Origin of the sequence: Pseudomonas sp. 06C 126 (assembly GCF_001855215.1) — a bacterium.
Classification (GTDB): domain Bacteria; phylum Pseudomonadota; class Gammaproteobacteria; order Pseudomonadales; family Pseudomonadaceae; genus Aquipseudomonas; species Aquipseudomonas proteolytica.
The window spans coordinates 1-15,510 of record NZ_MIFU01000120.1; the positions used below are offsets into that span (position 1 = coordinate 1).

General features: G+C 53.9%; 10 protein-coding genes and 2 pseudogenes. 3 read left to right on the top strand and 9 right to left on the bottom strand.

What is annotated here, in order from left to right:
* The 6 genes and pseudogenes from BHC62_RS28760 to BHC62_RS23635 form a co-directional block, all read right to left on the bottom strand.
* Positions 1-195, bottom strand: a pseudogene (locus tag BHC62_RS28760) (hypothetical protein); the annotation flags it as partial.
* Between the two features lie 49 nt (positions 196-244).
* Positions 245-820, bottom strand: coding sequence for a DUF6037 family protein (locus BHC62_RS23615; RefSeq protein ID WP_070996352.1), 576 nt, complete (start codon positions 818-820; stop codon positions 245-247).
* A 155-nt stretch (positions 821-975) separates the two neighbouring features.
* Positions 976-3,198 (bottom strand): DEAD/DEAH box helicase, encoded by a 2,223-nt coding sequence (locus tag BHC62_RS23620; RefSeq protein ID WP_070996353.1) that lies wholly within the window; start codon positions 3,196-3,198, stop codon positions 976-978.
* Complete coding sequence (locus BHC62_RS23625; RefSeq protein ID WP_070996361.1) at positions 3,195-4,811, bottom strand: dsDNA nuclease domain-containing protein; 1,617 nt, start codon at positions 4,809-4,811, stop codon at positions 3,195-3,197. The genes BHC62_RS23620 and BHC62_RS23625 overlap by 4 nt, the downstream gene beginning before the upstream one ends.
* A gap of 223 nt (positions 4,812-5,034) precedes the next feature.
* Entirely contained in the window at positions 5,035-7,266 is a 2,232-nt protein-coding gene (locus BHC62_RS23630; RefSeq protein WP_070996354.1) for a hypothetical protein, read from the bottom strand.
* 1 nt (position 7,267) lies between these two features.
* On the bottom strand, positions 7,268-8,428 hold the full coding sequence (locus BHC62_RS23635; protein ID WP_070996355.1) for an ATP-binding protein: 1,161 nt from the start codon (positions 8,426-8,428) through the stop codon (positions 7,268-7,270).
* A gap of 558 nt (positions 8,429-8,986) precedes the next feature.
* On the opposite strand from BHC62_RS23635, the gene BHC62_RS23640 reads away from it, so the two are divergent.
* Complete coding sequence (locus BHC62_RS23640) at positions 8,987-9,772, top strand: hypothetical protein (protein WP_070996356.1); 786 nt, start codon at positions 8,987-8,989, stop codon at positions 9,770-9,772.
* A gap of 139 nt (positions 9,773-9,911) precedes the next feature.
* On the opposite strand, the gene BHC62_RS23645 is transcribed toward BHC62_RS23640, so the two are convergent.
* Entirely contained in the window at positions 9,912-10,760 is an 849-nt protein-coding gene (locus BHC62_RS23645) for a DUF2726 domain-containing protein (RefSeq protein ID WP_070996357.1), read from the bottom strand.
* 198 nt (positions 10,761-10,958) lie between these two features.
* Between BHC62_RS23645 and BHC62_RS23650 the strand changes: the two genes are divergently transcribed.
* Positions 10,959-11,993, top strand: coding sequence for a glycosaminoglycan attachment site (locus BHC62_RS23650; protein WP_070996358.1), 1,035 nt, complete (start codon positions 10,959-10,961; stop codon positions 11,991-11,993).
* A 144-nt stretch (positions 11,994-12,137) separates the two neighbouring features.
* On the top strand, positions 12,138-13,571 hold the full coding sequence (locus tag BHC62_RS23655; RefSeq protein ID WP_070996359.1) for an alpha/beta hydrolase: 1,434 nt from the start codon (positions 12,138-12,140) through the stop codon (positions 13,569-13,571).
* 133 nt (positions 13,572-13,704) lie between these two features.
* Here the strand turns inward: BHC62_RS23655 and BHC62_RS23660 are convergent, their stop codons facing one another.
* Together BHC62_RS23660 and BHC62_RS23665 are read right to left on the bottom strand one after the other, a co-directional pair.
* On the bottom strand, positions 13,705-14,844 hold the full coding sequence (locus tag BHC62_RS23660) for a hypothetical protein (protein WP_070996360.1): 1,140 nt from the start codon (positions 14,842-14,844) through the stop codon (positions 13,705-13,707).
* Positions 14,845-15,245: 401 nt separating this feature from the next.
* Positions 15,246-15,510: pseudogene (locus tag BHC62_RS23665) on the bottom strand (ATP-dependent helicase HrpB); the annotation flags it as partial.

Sequence of the window (15,510 nt, forward strand, 5' to 3'; positions counted from 1 at the left end):
CGTCGCCAAGGCTTCACGCAAGGCGGGTAAAACATCATCGATTGGCAACGAATTCATACTGGCTCCAAGGCAGAGCGGCGAGTATAACGGCGAACTGCTCAATCCCATTGGGAACAGAGTCAGATGTGGGACGTGCTCGCGAATGCGGTGGGTCAGCGACATATCGGATGACTGATACACCGCTTTCGCGAGCAAGCCACAACCCTGCAAGCTTCCCATTCTAGTAATACAAAGCCGCTTATATTCAGGATCGCTCCCAATTTCCACCAGTATCTGTAGAACTCCATCGCGACGAAGCATTTCGCTCCCGACTATGACGCGCGGCTTCGGGCCCGAGCAGTAAAAGTGTCTTGTGCTGGTTTTCCTCGCTCGGACGTTTACCGCTGTCTGCCTTCCAGTAAATCCAGGCATTGAAATACGGCTTCTCGCGCTCCTCGATGATGTCAGGGCGCAGACGGACAATTTCAGACGGTTTGGGGTTGGCCGGCACAGAAGCTTGGGTTGGAATGGCCTGGTTCAGTTGCTCTAGGAAGTCCTTGGGCTTCAATGGCTCACCGCTCATCCCGTCTGACCGAAGCACAGCAAGCAGGTCGCCATACATGTCGCCCAGATAGTCCCGAATTCTGTACCCATTGAGCACGTCAAAGCGGAAGAAACCTCTGACCTCGCCACGTGCGGTGAGTGTCAGTATGAAGGGCGTGTCGCGAGTGGAGAAGAGGCAATCAAAGCTTGCGGCGCCCGTCGTCACCAAGAACTGCTGCATGTCGCTGCCAATTGAAATCATGCTGCGATGAAGCAGCCTGAGAGACGTCATTTCCATATAGCTCGAACCTCACAAAAGCTTGAGCTAGAGATAATGGCGAGATCAAACAGGGCGAGCAAGCCAAGTGCCACCCCTGTTAGACCTTCGTCGCAGACAGAGCACGGATCCGTGCCAGCAAGCCAACCAGATGGGTAGCCCCGCTCGTGCCTCTCTCACACTGACCCGAGCGCCCGCCTCACGAAGCTCTGGTCGACGTATCCCATAACACCCCAGGCCGGCTCGTTATGGCGGAGATAGTCAGCCAGCTCATCCACCCCGGCCCCTTCGGGAAACTCCAGCAGCTCACACATGCGGTGCAGCGTCTGGATGGGAATCCCAATTTCCTCAAGGGCATTCACCCCTGGCGGTAAATGAAGGTTCTCGAATTTGATTCTGACGTAGCTGTAGTCAATCGTGCTCCGGATGCCCTTCTTGATAGCGTGCAAGCGAACCACGTCTTCCAGCAGCGCCAGCACCTTGGGAATGGTGTAGCCGAAGGTATTGCTCACCAGCTTCAAGTCGTTGTTGAGCCCAGTGGAAAGGGTCAACTTCTCATCAGCTTTGATCCGTTTTTGACCAGTCCTGATCCGTTTCTCATCATCCTTGATCCGCTGCTTGGTGTATTCGATTTGGCCCTTCAGATAGGCAGAATAGCTCTCAGCTCTCTGAAAGCTCGTCAGCTTGGCCAGGATGGCATCGGGATTTTTGGTCTGCAGCCCATTCGTGGAAAAAGCCCTGGGCACGAGCTTGCTGCTGATCATGGCCAGGGTGGTCAGGAAACCAGGCGCTGGCGACCAGTGAAACAGAAGGGACTCGAATTCGTTCTCGCTGAGCATCTCGACCATGCTGTAAAGCTGCTCGAACTGCTCCATCCTGAAGTAGGAGTGCTTCTTGAGCAGATCTATGGAAAATCGATCTTGGGCAAAGGCGGCCTCAAACCTCTCCTGAGAATATTCTGACAAATGATCCGGCTGTGCACTGGCGAGCAGATTCAGCGGTGTATCCGCATCCTGAATTCCCAGAGGCACATCAACCTCTTGGTTCAGATTGTCCTCCGGAACGTCTTCCAGACAGAACACTTTGCCCACAAAATGGATACCCATCCGGCCCGCACGTCCCTTGATGTTCCCATGGGTGAATTTGTCGATCCCGCGAGTGCCATTACGGTTGTCGTAAATGACCACGTTCTTCGCAACCGTGTTCACCCCCTCAATGATGGTGGCCGTGCACAGCAGAAAACGAAGGTCGCCGGCATTGAACCGGTCGGCGGTGTACTGTTGGAGCGCCCTGGGGAGGCCACCGAAATGCAGGCCAATGCCGTTCCTGAGGGCATAGGTATAGTCCCACTCTGGGTCGAATTCCTCAGCAACCCAATCAATGTGCTCACTCTGGAACGGACGGCCATACCCAAGCCGGACGAGTTCGCGTGCAACCTTGCCTGCAACGCCAGAGGACTTGCAGTAGATGATCGTGGCGCCTTCGCACTGGGGCGCAATAGTCGCCAACATTGCAAGCTTTCCTTCGTCGTCATTGGCATCCACACCGAACGTCTGCACATCGACAGCCACCGTGTTGAAGTCGGCGGAAATGAAGGTGTGGTCGTACCCAAGTTCAGTCAGGCCTCGAATGCTGTTGACGAAAGGCCCGGTAAGGTAGAACTGCTTGGACACCTTTAGCAGCTTGCTAAGGGCGATATTCAGTTCGATGACCCGCTCATCATTGAAGTCTATGGTGCCACTTTTGAGCTGCTGGAAGGCCAGTTTGTAAAATTCGTCGATAACGAAGAGGTCGATGGCCTTGATGTCATCACGCTCGTTGACCCGCTCCTGGGTCAGGACGTACACGACCCGTTCGCTGCGGCATTCTTGCGAGCTGTGATGGATGATCTGATAGACCTCTCCGAAGCGCTCCTGAAGGCGTCTGCGCGTCTCATCAGCTAGCGCGACCGTGGGTACCACTAAGACGACCCGATTGAAGCGACCGAGCCCCAATAGCGAGTCGACAATGGCACTCTTGCCCATGCTGGTGGGCGCACTGAGCACAACGTTGCGACCGTCCTTGAGCAGGTCGAAGATCCGGAACTGCATAGAGTGGAAAACAAAATCCTCTGAGAATGGCGTGCGGTAAACGTCGAGCGCAATCAGGTCACCCAGGGACAGCTCAGAGAACTCTTTCTTTAAGTAGGGGAACAGCCCAGCCTTCCTGACCATGTTGCGCAGAATGCCAACGTGGTCGGTGAATTTCTCACGGGCATCGAGCGCTCGGATTGTCAGATCTCGGCCCAGAGGGGTGGAGACAGGGTTGGACAGGAGGGTGTTGACCGCTGACAGGTAGCGGAATGCGGAGAATCCATCACCGCCCAAGCTCAACTTGGCTGCTTCATAAACTTCGGTCATATGGCCTCCCTGACCTTTTTGTCCACCAACTGGGTCAACGTCTCCAAGCTCGGTGCGGGGTAGATGAACACGTCGATCGCAAGCACAGCGAACGTTGGGTCGCGTTTCAGGTCGTCGGCAAACATTTCGAAGAGAGCTGTCGTTTCCCGTTCTAAATGATCTTCATGCCCGGGTGTCTCAGGGTCGGTGAGCAACGAGGAGTCGTACCCAACGAACAGCACAAATTTGAATCGATCCAGGTGTGCATCGAAGGGGTTGCTCTCGTCCAGGATCATGTCGATGTCATGCCGCAGTAGGTACTCATCATCCTTGATGTCGAGAATCTTGCCCCGGGCGTTGCTGAAACTCTCCACGATCTCTTCGTAAAGCTGTTGGCGAATCTCCGGAAGACGCGTAGTGATGTTGGCTGCTGTGACCAGCTCACTGAAGCCGACCCACAGCTGATCGCCCTCCGGATCTCGCCTGACGATATGGACGTTTTCGAGGATCTTTTCTTCGCCCTTACCTTCGAGGTAAAGCAGACACGGAATAGGCTGGCTCGCATGCATCTGCCGCATCGTGGCATGGAGTAGCACTCGCCCCAGGAGTGAGCGGACGTCTGCCAAGGAAGCAAACACCGTGTTTTTCAGGCGCTGAGATTGCTCGACTAGGGACAACTTGTGAATGTCTGCGAGCTCATTGGGGCGAAGGAACACTTCATCCAGCCATTTGCACACATTGTCCACAATGTGTTTGTAGCGATAGCGCTTGAAGCTGTATTGCTGGTGCAGGACGTGACCATTGCGCTTAGCACATGGGGTCGCCAGCGAGCTGCGAAACGGAACCAAGATATGGGGCAGTTGCCGTTTGACGTACACTTTGCGACCCGCACGCATCTGATCCTCCTCGACCAGCACCTGGAACCACGCGTTTAGATCCGCACGCAGGTAAGATTTGCTGTCTACGGAGTGAATTTTGCGGGACAGGGCACCTTTACGGGTGATCGTATCCAGAATCCCCTGCCAGATGTTCTCCGCCGAGGCTTCGCTGCTCAATAAGACACCGTGAAGATCATACGAGGCTAGTCGAATGTTCCTGATGCCCAAGAGCTCAATCTCGCGCATCGTGCGGAAGACTTCCCAGCACGCTGCGTCGACCCAGGTCGCCACGTCCACCCCACTGGGTGCGACGTAGTCGGAGGTTTTGGAGTTGAGGTAGTCGACCAGATCACCGCGCCCAGCTTTTCCATCGCGCTCTTCACGGTTGATCAGCAGGTATTCGAGGGTGACATTGGTCGGATGCTCCGTGACGATCCTGAACTTCCTGGGCACGGAGAGCGTGGGCTCGCATTGCATGGACTTATGCATGATCGAGCTGTATTTGATCTTTTTGTTGCCGGCACCTGAACTGAGTACGACAAGGTCGCTTCTCGCCCAGAGTGTCTTAGTGGTGGTTTTCACCTGCACGAATTCGACGAAATCATCGAAAACAACATCAATGTCATCGGTGACTTCACATCGAACGCGTTGAATAGTTTTGTCCCGCAACATCTGGGTGACGTAGTAGGCTGCGACACAATCTTGGAAGATGAAGCCGTGCTTGGCAGCGACTCCGCCAGCATCATTAGGTTCCATCTCGACATCCATGGCAATTTTAGCCATCGAATTTATGACAATCTCCCTCACCCGTCCAGATTATTGATAGCACATTGACGCGTCGGATAGGCTACAACCCTGGCGCCCCCCCTTTGGTAAGCATCAGCCGCCAAATGCTCAGACCTCAGCCCAAACACGAGCCGGGCCAAGCCGTGGTTGCTAGCAAATACACCATCGCTACAAAGGGTTTAACAAATATTGATCACAGCGGCGGCTCGTACTCAGGATCAAGCAGGTAAAGAGTCTCGGGCACGTGCGGTGACAACATCGAGATCAGGCTGGCCCGCAGGCGGCTGTCGACATCCTTATGCAGACGGATTTTGCCGATCGCCAACGCCATCACGAATTCCATGGCGGCTTCCCCGCGCTCTTGCCCATATCCTGCAGCAACGCGCTGAATGATGTCCGCCATCGACAAGCTGTGGGTTTCCTGAGCTCGATAATCAAGCTCCGTCGGGAGCGCGGCGCGCAAGAATGCCCCCTGGATGACACCATCGTCGAAACGCGAGAACACATCTGGCGAGAGAAGCACCTGCTGAAGCTCCCCGGATTCAAGCCGCTTGGCATTCTGCACCTTATCGCTGTACCGGGCGTTCTGCAGAATCCACAGAATGGTTAGATAGATGTCAGTCGACGAAGCCCCTCTCACGTCCTTCTTGCCGTCGACAAACGCAAAACCTCGGCTGAGTGTCATCGGCTGACCGGTGAGGCTGCTTGGCCAGAACGGATTCAGACCAAGCCCACCGGCAGCAGCGTTATCAAACACCGCCATGCGCTGAGTGACTGCCGGCGAGAACGTAGTGGTAACCGAGTGCAATGAACCGAGCAAGCGCTGCTCTTCTACCCAATGACTCGTGCAGGCAAGTTCAGCTGCGGGGATTTCCACGAACGTCTTGAAGACGTAGCGACTGTGCCCTTTGGGTGGTTGCGTCAGGTTGCTCTGCAGTTCCTTCATCATCTGATAGCTACGCCCGAAAAGCGCACCCGTGATGTACAGACGAGTGCCTGGTTTCTCGGCGTTCTGCGCAGTACGTAGCCGACGGCTGACGCTCAGCAGGCGCGACCCACGCTCGGCAGCAGCGGCAATGATGATGACAGCCCCTTCAAAGTTCACGCTGGCATCGAATCTATCGAAGGACACCTTGTTCTCGACCGTGACGCCACACGATGCCAGGTAAACGATCGCCCGGTCGGCCAAGGCTTCACTGGCCGGGTCATCGTCGTGGATGATCCACTTGGTCGACGCGACGGCCTCCTCCCGCAATACCCGTTCGTACCAGCCGCCAAAATCATTGGCAACCACTAGGCTGTCTTTATGGACATGCACCGTCCGAGGCCTAAGCCCCGGTCTATCTTGGGTATAGCAGCTGAACAAGTCGGCCCCCATGAAGGAGTAGAACTTGGCTTGCAGCGAGTCTGGCGCATGATCAGTGCCTATATTCAGCACCTTGGTCTCGCTGTGCTCGGCAACGAACCGTTCGCCATGGATACGGATCAGACGAATCCCACCCGCTTCGCCCTCGCCCAGTACTTCGAAGTCTTCAGGTTTCTTGAGCGCATGCAAGATCGTGCAAGAACTCGATGTTTCATCAAAAGACAGAAGGGTCGCCACGCGCGTCGGCGAAGCGCTGTTTACCTTTAGCCACTGCTGCGCGAGGCCACACTGGCTCGATGCGGAAATAAGGCATAGGGCAGAAACGGCCTTAGGTAAAGGCCCATCCTTGAGAAGGCCTTCGTGCGAATGGAATGACCGGATGTTAGCAAAGCCCGCCTGCCCGAACCGCATGAGGTACATCTGCATCGCCATTCCTAAGGGCAGCAAGGCGATCGTGTCCAGATACAGGGTATCGGGTGCCGCCATGCCATCTTCCGTGGCCTTCTTGATGAGGGGTAAGCAGGTAAATGCTAGGTAGTGGGCGTGCAAGGTCTCGGACAACAAGTCTTCCGCACGGATGAAATAGTTCGAGGCCCGAGACGACGGTTTTGAGTAGAAGAAGCCTGCAGGCGCCTTCTTCAGCACGTTGGAACGATCGACGAGGTGATTCAGGCCAGCCTTCGCAATTTCGCTGGAATTGCCTTTGATGAGCGTCTCGAAACGCCGCTTCGGGCCGGAGATGTGAACGTAAGCAGTTATGGCGCCATCTACGTCGTAGAAAGCACATGCGTAGGTGCGCGGTGAGCCTGGGCCTTTACGACTCAACTCCGCCATCAGCGGCGATGTAGGGGCCGCCTGCTGGGCGCGAAATTCGTCCAAGGCATAACCTGGCATCAGAAACACCAACAGATCAGGCATGATGTGGCCGGACAACTGATGCTGAAGTGCATGCGCGGCTTGCGTGTCCGTGAGCAAATCTAGACCGGTGAAGAAAAAAACCGCATAGACCGGGTTGCCGGCCTGGCTCAACTCGACTTCAAAATCCATCAGATCGAACATGTCAGTTCACCGGAATGCAGATGGTGAACACAGTGCCTTCCACAGCCGCCAGCACCCGCCCCCCGTATCGAGTCGACGGGGCGAACTCCATGATCTCATTACTTCCCTGAAAAGCCTGATGCAGCGAAAGTCGGCCCGTCCGGATTCGCACGAACGCCTCAAGCTTGTTGAGTGCCTGAACGGCGTTATGCAGCCCCATACCTGAGTTCGGAGACTGAGGTTTGGACGTAACGTGCTTTTTGAAGCAATCGAGTGTCGCCTCAAGTTCTGCCTCAAGGCTTAGCGTTTCGAGGCTTTCAACTGGCCGCTTCTCCTTAGCAGTCAGCCATCGCCGCGCCAATCCTGGGCCACTGTCGATGACCGAGATTTCCAAAAAGTCCAACATTTCGGCTTTCAGGAAGTGCTTCAGGATAAACCGCGCCAGCTCGGGCTCGTTGGCCGAATACTCCAGCGCATCCTGACGATTCATGCGGTTGAATTTGATGGAGGTGCCGCGCAGAGCCTTTTTGTACTTGACCCCGTCCACGTCCGTGACGGCGTGCTGGTCGGCGTTGGAAATCAGCTCCCATAGCACGCTGCCTAATGCTGGCAAGCCTGCCTTGAGCAACGCCCCCTGGTCGCCCCTAGCATTCATCAGCTTCGACGACGTTTCCACAAGCGTAGAAAACCAGGACTTGGGTTGGACTTTCGGCAACGCGTGATCAAAGTAGAACGGTTTGATGAATTCACGCTTGGCGTTGTTGACGCTGAACAGATTGATGACCGTAGGGCGGGCGCCACGAGTGCTCGCCGTGTAACGCAATTCACCCTCGAACATGGCATCAACCAAGGGTCTGATGGCGATAAGGGCCGCGCGTCGATCAATGACTTGATGATCTTGAGCGTGGACTTCATTGCACATGATCAACGCAAAGAACCCGGCAGCGCTCTGGGCCAATTGAGTGATTTGCGCTATGGCGTCGTCGCCAGCGGAGGCGTAGAGGTGAAGGACGCTTTTTTCGCAGGTGCGGGCCCAAGTGACGATGAACTGAGCCAAAGCGGCGTCCACGCCCAGCCCACCGCCGTGGCTCATGCTGTTGGGAAGCCTGAGATTGGGATCCGTACCGTGCGACTGGTAAAGATCCTCAATCTCGTAAATGTTGAGCTTCCGGCTGATTTGCATTTGCGCCCCTTACATTCCATCGTTGACCTGATGACGCGGAGAAGCCCGAGCGCCACGGTCGCAATCTACCTAAACCGCCTCCATCCGCCGTATCAGACCGGTCGGCGCAGGCGAAGCACGCGGCTGACTCTACGCGATGAAACATGTTTAGGCGATTATCTGCTCAGCGTGTGCGCCCTGGGACTCCTCCCAATCAGCCACATCTACCCGAGGGCCCATCAAGTCAGGGCCTCCAGCCGCCAAGGAGTGACGAATGACCGGCATCGAGAAGGAACTAGCAGACATAAGAAAGTTGACCAGGATCACCCTCCCGGAAAGCGACAGTTACTTGTATCGCCTATGCGAGCCCTGATTCAGTAGCATCTCAGTGGTATATCGATCTGCTTTGCGCAGATGGGTGGTAACTGAGATCCTGCCCAGCCGGGCGTGATAAGCGTCCACGCGGGGGCCATCGGAGACGGAGATTGTGGCCGTAGAGCAGCGTCCGCTCGAACGCATCCTGCGAATAATATGGATGCTCAAACTGTTGCGCTGTCAACCCAATGTAGAGAACAGTCCATGTATAGAAAAGCTATTGTTACATTTCTAGACGTATTAGGCTTTCGAAGCCTGATAAAAAATGAAACCTGTGACTCCATAGATTCTATTTTGGAGAAGATGAGTAAATACGCCGCACCCATAGCCGACCCTGACGATGATCCTTACCATCCGGTCACCACTGCATTTTCCGACTGTGTCATGCGTATTAGCTTCACAGACTCTAAAGCAAACTCCGACTATCAAATAGGTCTACTATTCTACGAATTACTTGCGTTGGTACATGCGCAGAGTGAGTTGATAGACAACGATGTGATCGTGCGCGGCGCTGTTGCCTTCGGAGATATCTCCTATAAAAATGAGCGTGTGTTCGGGCCAGCGATGGTTGACGCGTATGAGCTTGAATCAAGCAAAGCTGTATTTCCTAGGATCATCATCAGTCCTACCTGGATGGACGTCCTGAAATCTGATCGTCTCATACGCTCGAAAAATCACACATTGAAGGAAGAGCTGATCTATATCAACAAGCTGATTAGAAAGGATGAAGATGGCCTCTATTTTATCGACTACATCCGAGCTATCCGCAGCGAACTCGATGACCCAGAAGCGGGCTATATATCATTTTTAAAAAGGCATCAACGCTTAATCAAAAACAACCTAAAAAAACATGTAACCCAAGACAGGGTGCTAGAGAAATACAAGTGGCTTTCGCGTTATCATGATGAGCTAATCAATGAACTTAATGAAGATTTCTTAGAATATTATGGACACTCAAAGAAATCTTTGCTGACAGCGGATCTAGAATAAATCATTGGATTGTCGTCACGGTGGTCTTGAGCACTATCCATCAGCAACTAGAGCAGAGAGCAGCCGCCACGTACTTGACAGAAGGGGACTGCCAGATTTTTTGTGTACGGGCGGTTAACGCCCGTCACTTGACGGACACTTAGAGTTGACGCATCAGCTCTCGAACCAGTCGCTCGAACTCATCCACCGAGGAGGCCTTGGCGTCCAAAGGCCGGATGCGTATGAGCTTGGTGTTGGCCGCGCGAAAAATGGCTTCCTTCAGCTGGTCATTCGCTTGCGCCTGGGGATCATCGTGGAAGCTGCTGTCCAGCTCAATAAAGTACTTAGGCACGTAGCCACTGCCGACATCGAATACGACGCTATCGACTATCCCCCGGAAGAAGTATGACCGGGCCGGCTCCAACAGCTGTCCCTTGATGGCCTGATAATCCAGAATGCAGCTCAAGGCGACGTTAGGGTATGGGTGGTAGGTCGGGAAGACCCGCCGCACCGCCTCATAGAAATTCTCTTCCTGCTTGGACTTAAACAGTCGGATGGTCTTGGGCTCTCCTGGTGTCACTTCCGTTCCACGGACGGTCATATTCGTCCGCAGGCTCGCTGAAACCGCTTCCGGCTTGGCCCGGAGGAAGGACTGGATGATTTCTTTGGCCAGCGGGCGGTGCTGGTGCGTTTGAGCATAGTTGAGCAGGGCTGTGTGCTTGGTCTCTTGCATCAGCTTCAGTCGTTCATCAACGAAGCGATCCACAAAGCCCTGGCTGAAGCCATGCTGGTTCAGCTCAATGATCAGATTGGTGTATTCGAATTGCCTGGAGCGCTCAGCAGGTGGCAGTGGCTCAGCGAAAGTGAAGAACTCCGACTCAAAGAAGCCGGTCATTTGCGTCAAAAAGGGATCCTGCACCTTGGCTTTCTTCTTCTGGTAGATGATTTTGCCAATCGCCTCCCAGTCCTTCTGCGCCAACAACGTAAACCATTGCTCTCTGTCTTCCATGGCTGCGCTCCACGCTTGATGCCGGACATCGAGCTAGGATATGTCCGGGGTCGAAGCGCGTGCAACATCAGCGAGAGCGAAGGTTCCGTGTAGGTACTGTGCTTGCAGCCTCGCCCCCGTCTCGAACAACCTCAAATAGCCTTTAACTACACTGCTGCGCACTCAATCTTGAAATTGTCGTTACGGAGAGTTCCGCGTATGCCCCTTGATCTATTTTCCCCTCAGGTCGCCACCGCCGCGCTGCATCCGATCTTCAAAATGATGTCTGAGGAAATCTATGGCCCTGAACGCGCAGTGCTATCTCAATGGGCCGAAGGCTTCGAAGATCGTGATAGGAAGTTCGTAAAGGAGCTTCAAACCACCTTTGAATCTTCATTTTGGGAGCTGTACCTGTTCGCAGCGCTGAAGGAATGGGGGCTGCCGACTGATCCTCGTCACCATGCGCCTGATTTTGTCGTCGAGGGTGAAGTCCCATTTTGCCTAGAAGCGACAATCGCAAATCCCCCGGCTGGCGGGCAGCCAGCTTACGGCTTCTCTATGGCTCATCCCCCTAAGGACTTCACCGACTTCAACATCGAGTCCACCTTGCGAATCTGCAACAGCTTCGATGCGAAAGTCAGGAAATACAGGAACAGCCACTCAAAACTGGAGCACGTTCAAGACAAGCCCTTCGTCATCGGTATCGCATCATTCGACAGGCCGCACGCGCATTTTGCAGCTGGGCGCCCGATCATGGCTGCGCTTTACGGGCTCTATCATGATGAAGCCGCGACAAGGCCCGGGGATACTCACGTTGAGTCTTACAACGTCACAGCAGCCCCAAAAAATGCCAAAACCAACATCGAAGTGGGATTATTTTGCGATGACACTTATGCGGACGTTTCCGCTGTCGTCTACAGCAGTCTCGCGACCTGGGGGAAATTGAGGGCGTTGGCTGACAATCCTGATGCACTCTCTGCGTACTGCACGCTTTACCCCAATCCGGGCAACCTGTTACCAATCATTCGTTCCGTAATGAAGAAGGACTACAGCGAGCACCTGATGGATGGGCTGTATGTGCTCCACAATCCCTTCGCTCGGCATCCCCTGCCATCGGGACTGCTGAGCCACCCTCGCCTGTGCGAAGTCAACGTCGCTTCGGACGGTGAGCTCATCATAACTGCCCCTGACGATTTCCTACTGCTGAGAATGATCAAAACAATGAAAGTGACTGACGTTCCCGAGCAGCCGTGACCATAGCCACCGCTTCAGGGTGGCGTGACGGGCGGCTAGCCTCCCCCCGCCCGCAGAGAGGCTGCTAGTCGCGCGGGAATAGCGTGCCGGTTGTCATGATGGCAAAGCGGCACTAGATTAGGCCTTTTTCAACAGAGCTTACATATGGATATGCCTGTCAGGAGTCCGGTAGACCTCAAGATTGCGCTTGCGATTCTCTACATCAACTTCGCCACCTATAACTCACACAAGCGGATACTGAGTTCATCGCAGTTGCTCCTGTGCTGGAGAAAGGCGCCGGGGGGGACGTTCATTGATGTCCTGCACGACAGAGTCACAGGCAGCAGGGCCAAGATGGCCTTTACGCAGCTCATCCAACGAGTAGATGAGCTGAAATTGCTGACAGACGTCGTGGAAGCTAAACGGCTACTGAGCGAGGGCTACGCGTCGACGTTGTCCACGATCCGGCAACCAAGCTTCAAAGCCGCAGTCAAGCTAGTAATCAGCGTCCCTGAAGATATGGTGGAGTACGAAGAACTCATCGCCCAAGCAGACTACAGCATTGGGGCCTCGCTCAGCAGCGAACGGTTCCCCACCCACTATAGCCGAGCTCCGGTCGATCAAAAATTTACGAAATACGCCGTCCACTTCGGAACGGATCGCCTGTTGGAATCGCCAAGGACTGTGAGGTTTGGCGGGTTCCGCAGTGATGATGTCGTGTCTTATGGCATCGCAGAGGTGTCCATCCCTCACCTCCATAAGGAAGGCAAACTGGAACGGCCCGTGTTGTGGCCTTCTACCTCAAAGGGGAACCCCAACAAGCATATCGTCATCCACGAGTCTGCTCTTTTTGAGCTGGAAGAGTGGTACGACAACGCCAAGACCTATCTCGCGAAGATCAGCGAAACATCCACTAGCCATGAAGGCTTGCTATTCATCCACGGATACAACGTGAGTTTCGACGCGGCATTGTGGCGGTCGGCGCAGCTGTGCCATGACCTCAAATTCCCAGGTCTAATGCTGTGCTTTTCCTGGGCGTCGCTTGGCAGTACGACTGGCTACCCTGCCGACGAGGCGACGGTAGATTGGTCAGCAGCCCATCTGAAGGAATATCTGACGAACGTCACAGAAAACCTGGGCCTGACGTCGTTGCACATTGTCGCCCACAGCATGGGTAATCGGGCGCTTCTCGCTGTACTGGAAAACTGGGAGAACAAGCCGGGCGCTACCGCGATCAGCCAGATCATCCTTGCTGCTCCTGACGTCGACGCCAAGCGCTTCAAGCAATTTGGGCGGGTGTTTAACCTGTACGAGCAAGTAACGCTTTATGCGTCCCGCAACGATCGAGCGATCACTGCGTCTAAGCTTGTGCACAGCAATCCAAGGGCGGGCGGCGCCAATCCACCTCTGGTCATGGATCACCTGTCGACTATCGATGTCTCCAGTGCTGGTAGGGACATGTTCGGGTTAGGCCACAGCTATGTAGCCGACGTGACGAAAGTGTTCCGGGATCTGTTCTACATCGTCCGGCATCGGCACAAACCTGACCAGCGCGCAGGAATCACGAAGAAAGATGAGGGTCACTGGGAGCTGAGCTAAGCCCATAAAATCAGACCAAACGTGGCGCAGGCCTATTCGCTCCCCGCCACCACTTGAAAGCCACCGCAAGGTGGCTTTTTGTATCCGCTTGCCTTAGGGGCATAAACCAAAGCTGGGCAAACCAAATCTTGACTTACTTAGAGTTGAAGCTAGCTTTGACTTGCTCCAAGAACCCCAGCACGTGATCATTCACTTCACCACGAAATATATCTGAGTAGTCTATTTTAACAAATCCAGGTTCTACGCTGGCCGTGAATGCCTTACACAAAAAATAGAAATCATTTTCGTATTTCTTGATAAAAGGTATAGTCATGGCGCCTTTCTCAGTCTTGTAGTTTATCAGGAAGCAAAGGAAATGCCCCCTAAACCTCAACTCATCGACATCATCTTCAACCGTAGTCTCTTCATAGCGTGATATAGGCGCGATCGTGAATGTTCGGTCATTAACAGGAACATACTCATCGAAGTCCTCATCAAATTGCAATTCAACACTCCTGATTTTTAAGTCTTCCCCTTTATATTCGGACTTAATCAGACATTTTGGAAAGTCGACTTGCAACATCCTCTCAGCGTCAAGCTCTGCATCCGCAAAGGCATAAACGATGTTAGATATCTTTTGAAACCGTCCATCATAAAATGCCACTACTTCGTAACCGCCTCCAAACAGATTCGCAATCGACTCCGACTTATACTTGTTCTCAAATTCACTCTTTAAATGGCTTGCAAATTGATCGAGAGCCATGCAAGTGCCATGCACCACAATATTTTCTTCAAGAACATCAAACGCATGTGGTGGATAATCCTGATAATGCGCCTTTACATGACCCGCACCAGACCCACCAACCCAAAGCTCAAAATTTTCATTGCGATGCCCGCAATCCGCATAAACATTAGATATGTGAATTTCATCCTCTTCAACACTTAGGGCGATAATTCTGATCTTTTCACTATCAATGGTATCGTCGGCAAGTACTGCATTCGAAAAACGCTTCCCCGTCAATACGGGGTGCTCATCTACTAGCCTCTCAATAAGCCGTACAACCGCCTGAATCGATCGCACATCCCCGGCGAAAGCTATGGCGAAGTGATCGTTCACCACAAGAATTTTTTGACACAAACCAGCCACGGCGTGAGCACGCAACGCAGGGCTTCCGGCATCAGGCTTGAACGATGGGATCTGCGATGGACGCCCCCTCTTACTTGAGCTGGTAAGCAGAATGTCAGCCTGAAGGAAACCACCTTCCTTCAACTTGTAGCCCGAAATCATCGTCATGTGCAGATCCTTATGCGTGTGTGAATGACCAAGGTACAACGCCATCATAGTGACACCAAAGTCATTTCTGCGACTAAGAACTGCGAAATTGATCCGTCACCTAGGACACCGTTTGGGTGCGTACCATGGGCCGAAGCTGAGGTGTCTGCTGATGAGTGTCTACACATACCAGTATGAGATGGCGTTGTTGAACTCGGGGCTGGTGTAAGACGTAATCGGGTAATCCGGATTAGAGACCTTGGCACCTACCGGGGGTAGGATTGGGGATCTCTCTTGGGTTGGTTAGGGAGGGACAAGCGATAAAAAGGCTGGGGATATATCCTAGAGGGAGGTCAGTTGTGGCAGGAGAATGTCCTGTGCCTTGACAAGATTCCAGGGTATTTCGGTGCAAATGGCAAAACATGGAATTCGTCGAAGATCAGCAAGCCCACGCCATCGAGTGCCGGATCATCCTGCAGGCGGCGGGTGAGGATGCCTTCGGTGACCACTTCGATACGGGTGTTGGGGCCGACCTTGCTGTCCAGGCGGATGCGGTAGCCAACGGTCTCCCCGACCTTCTCCCCCAGTTCACTGGCCAACCGCTCGGCGGCGGCACGGGCGGCGAGCCGGCGGGGTTCAAGCATCAGGATGGTTTGCCCGGCCAGCCAGGTTTCATTCAACAGCGCC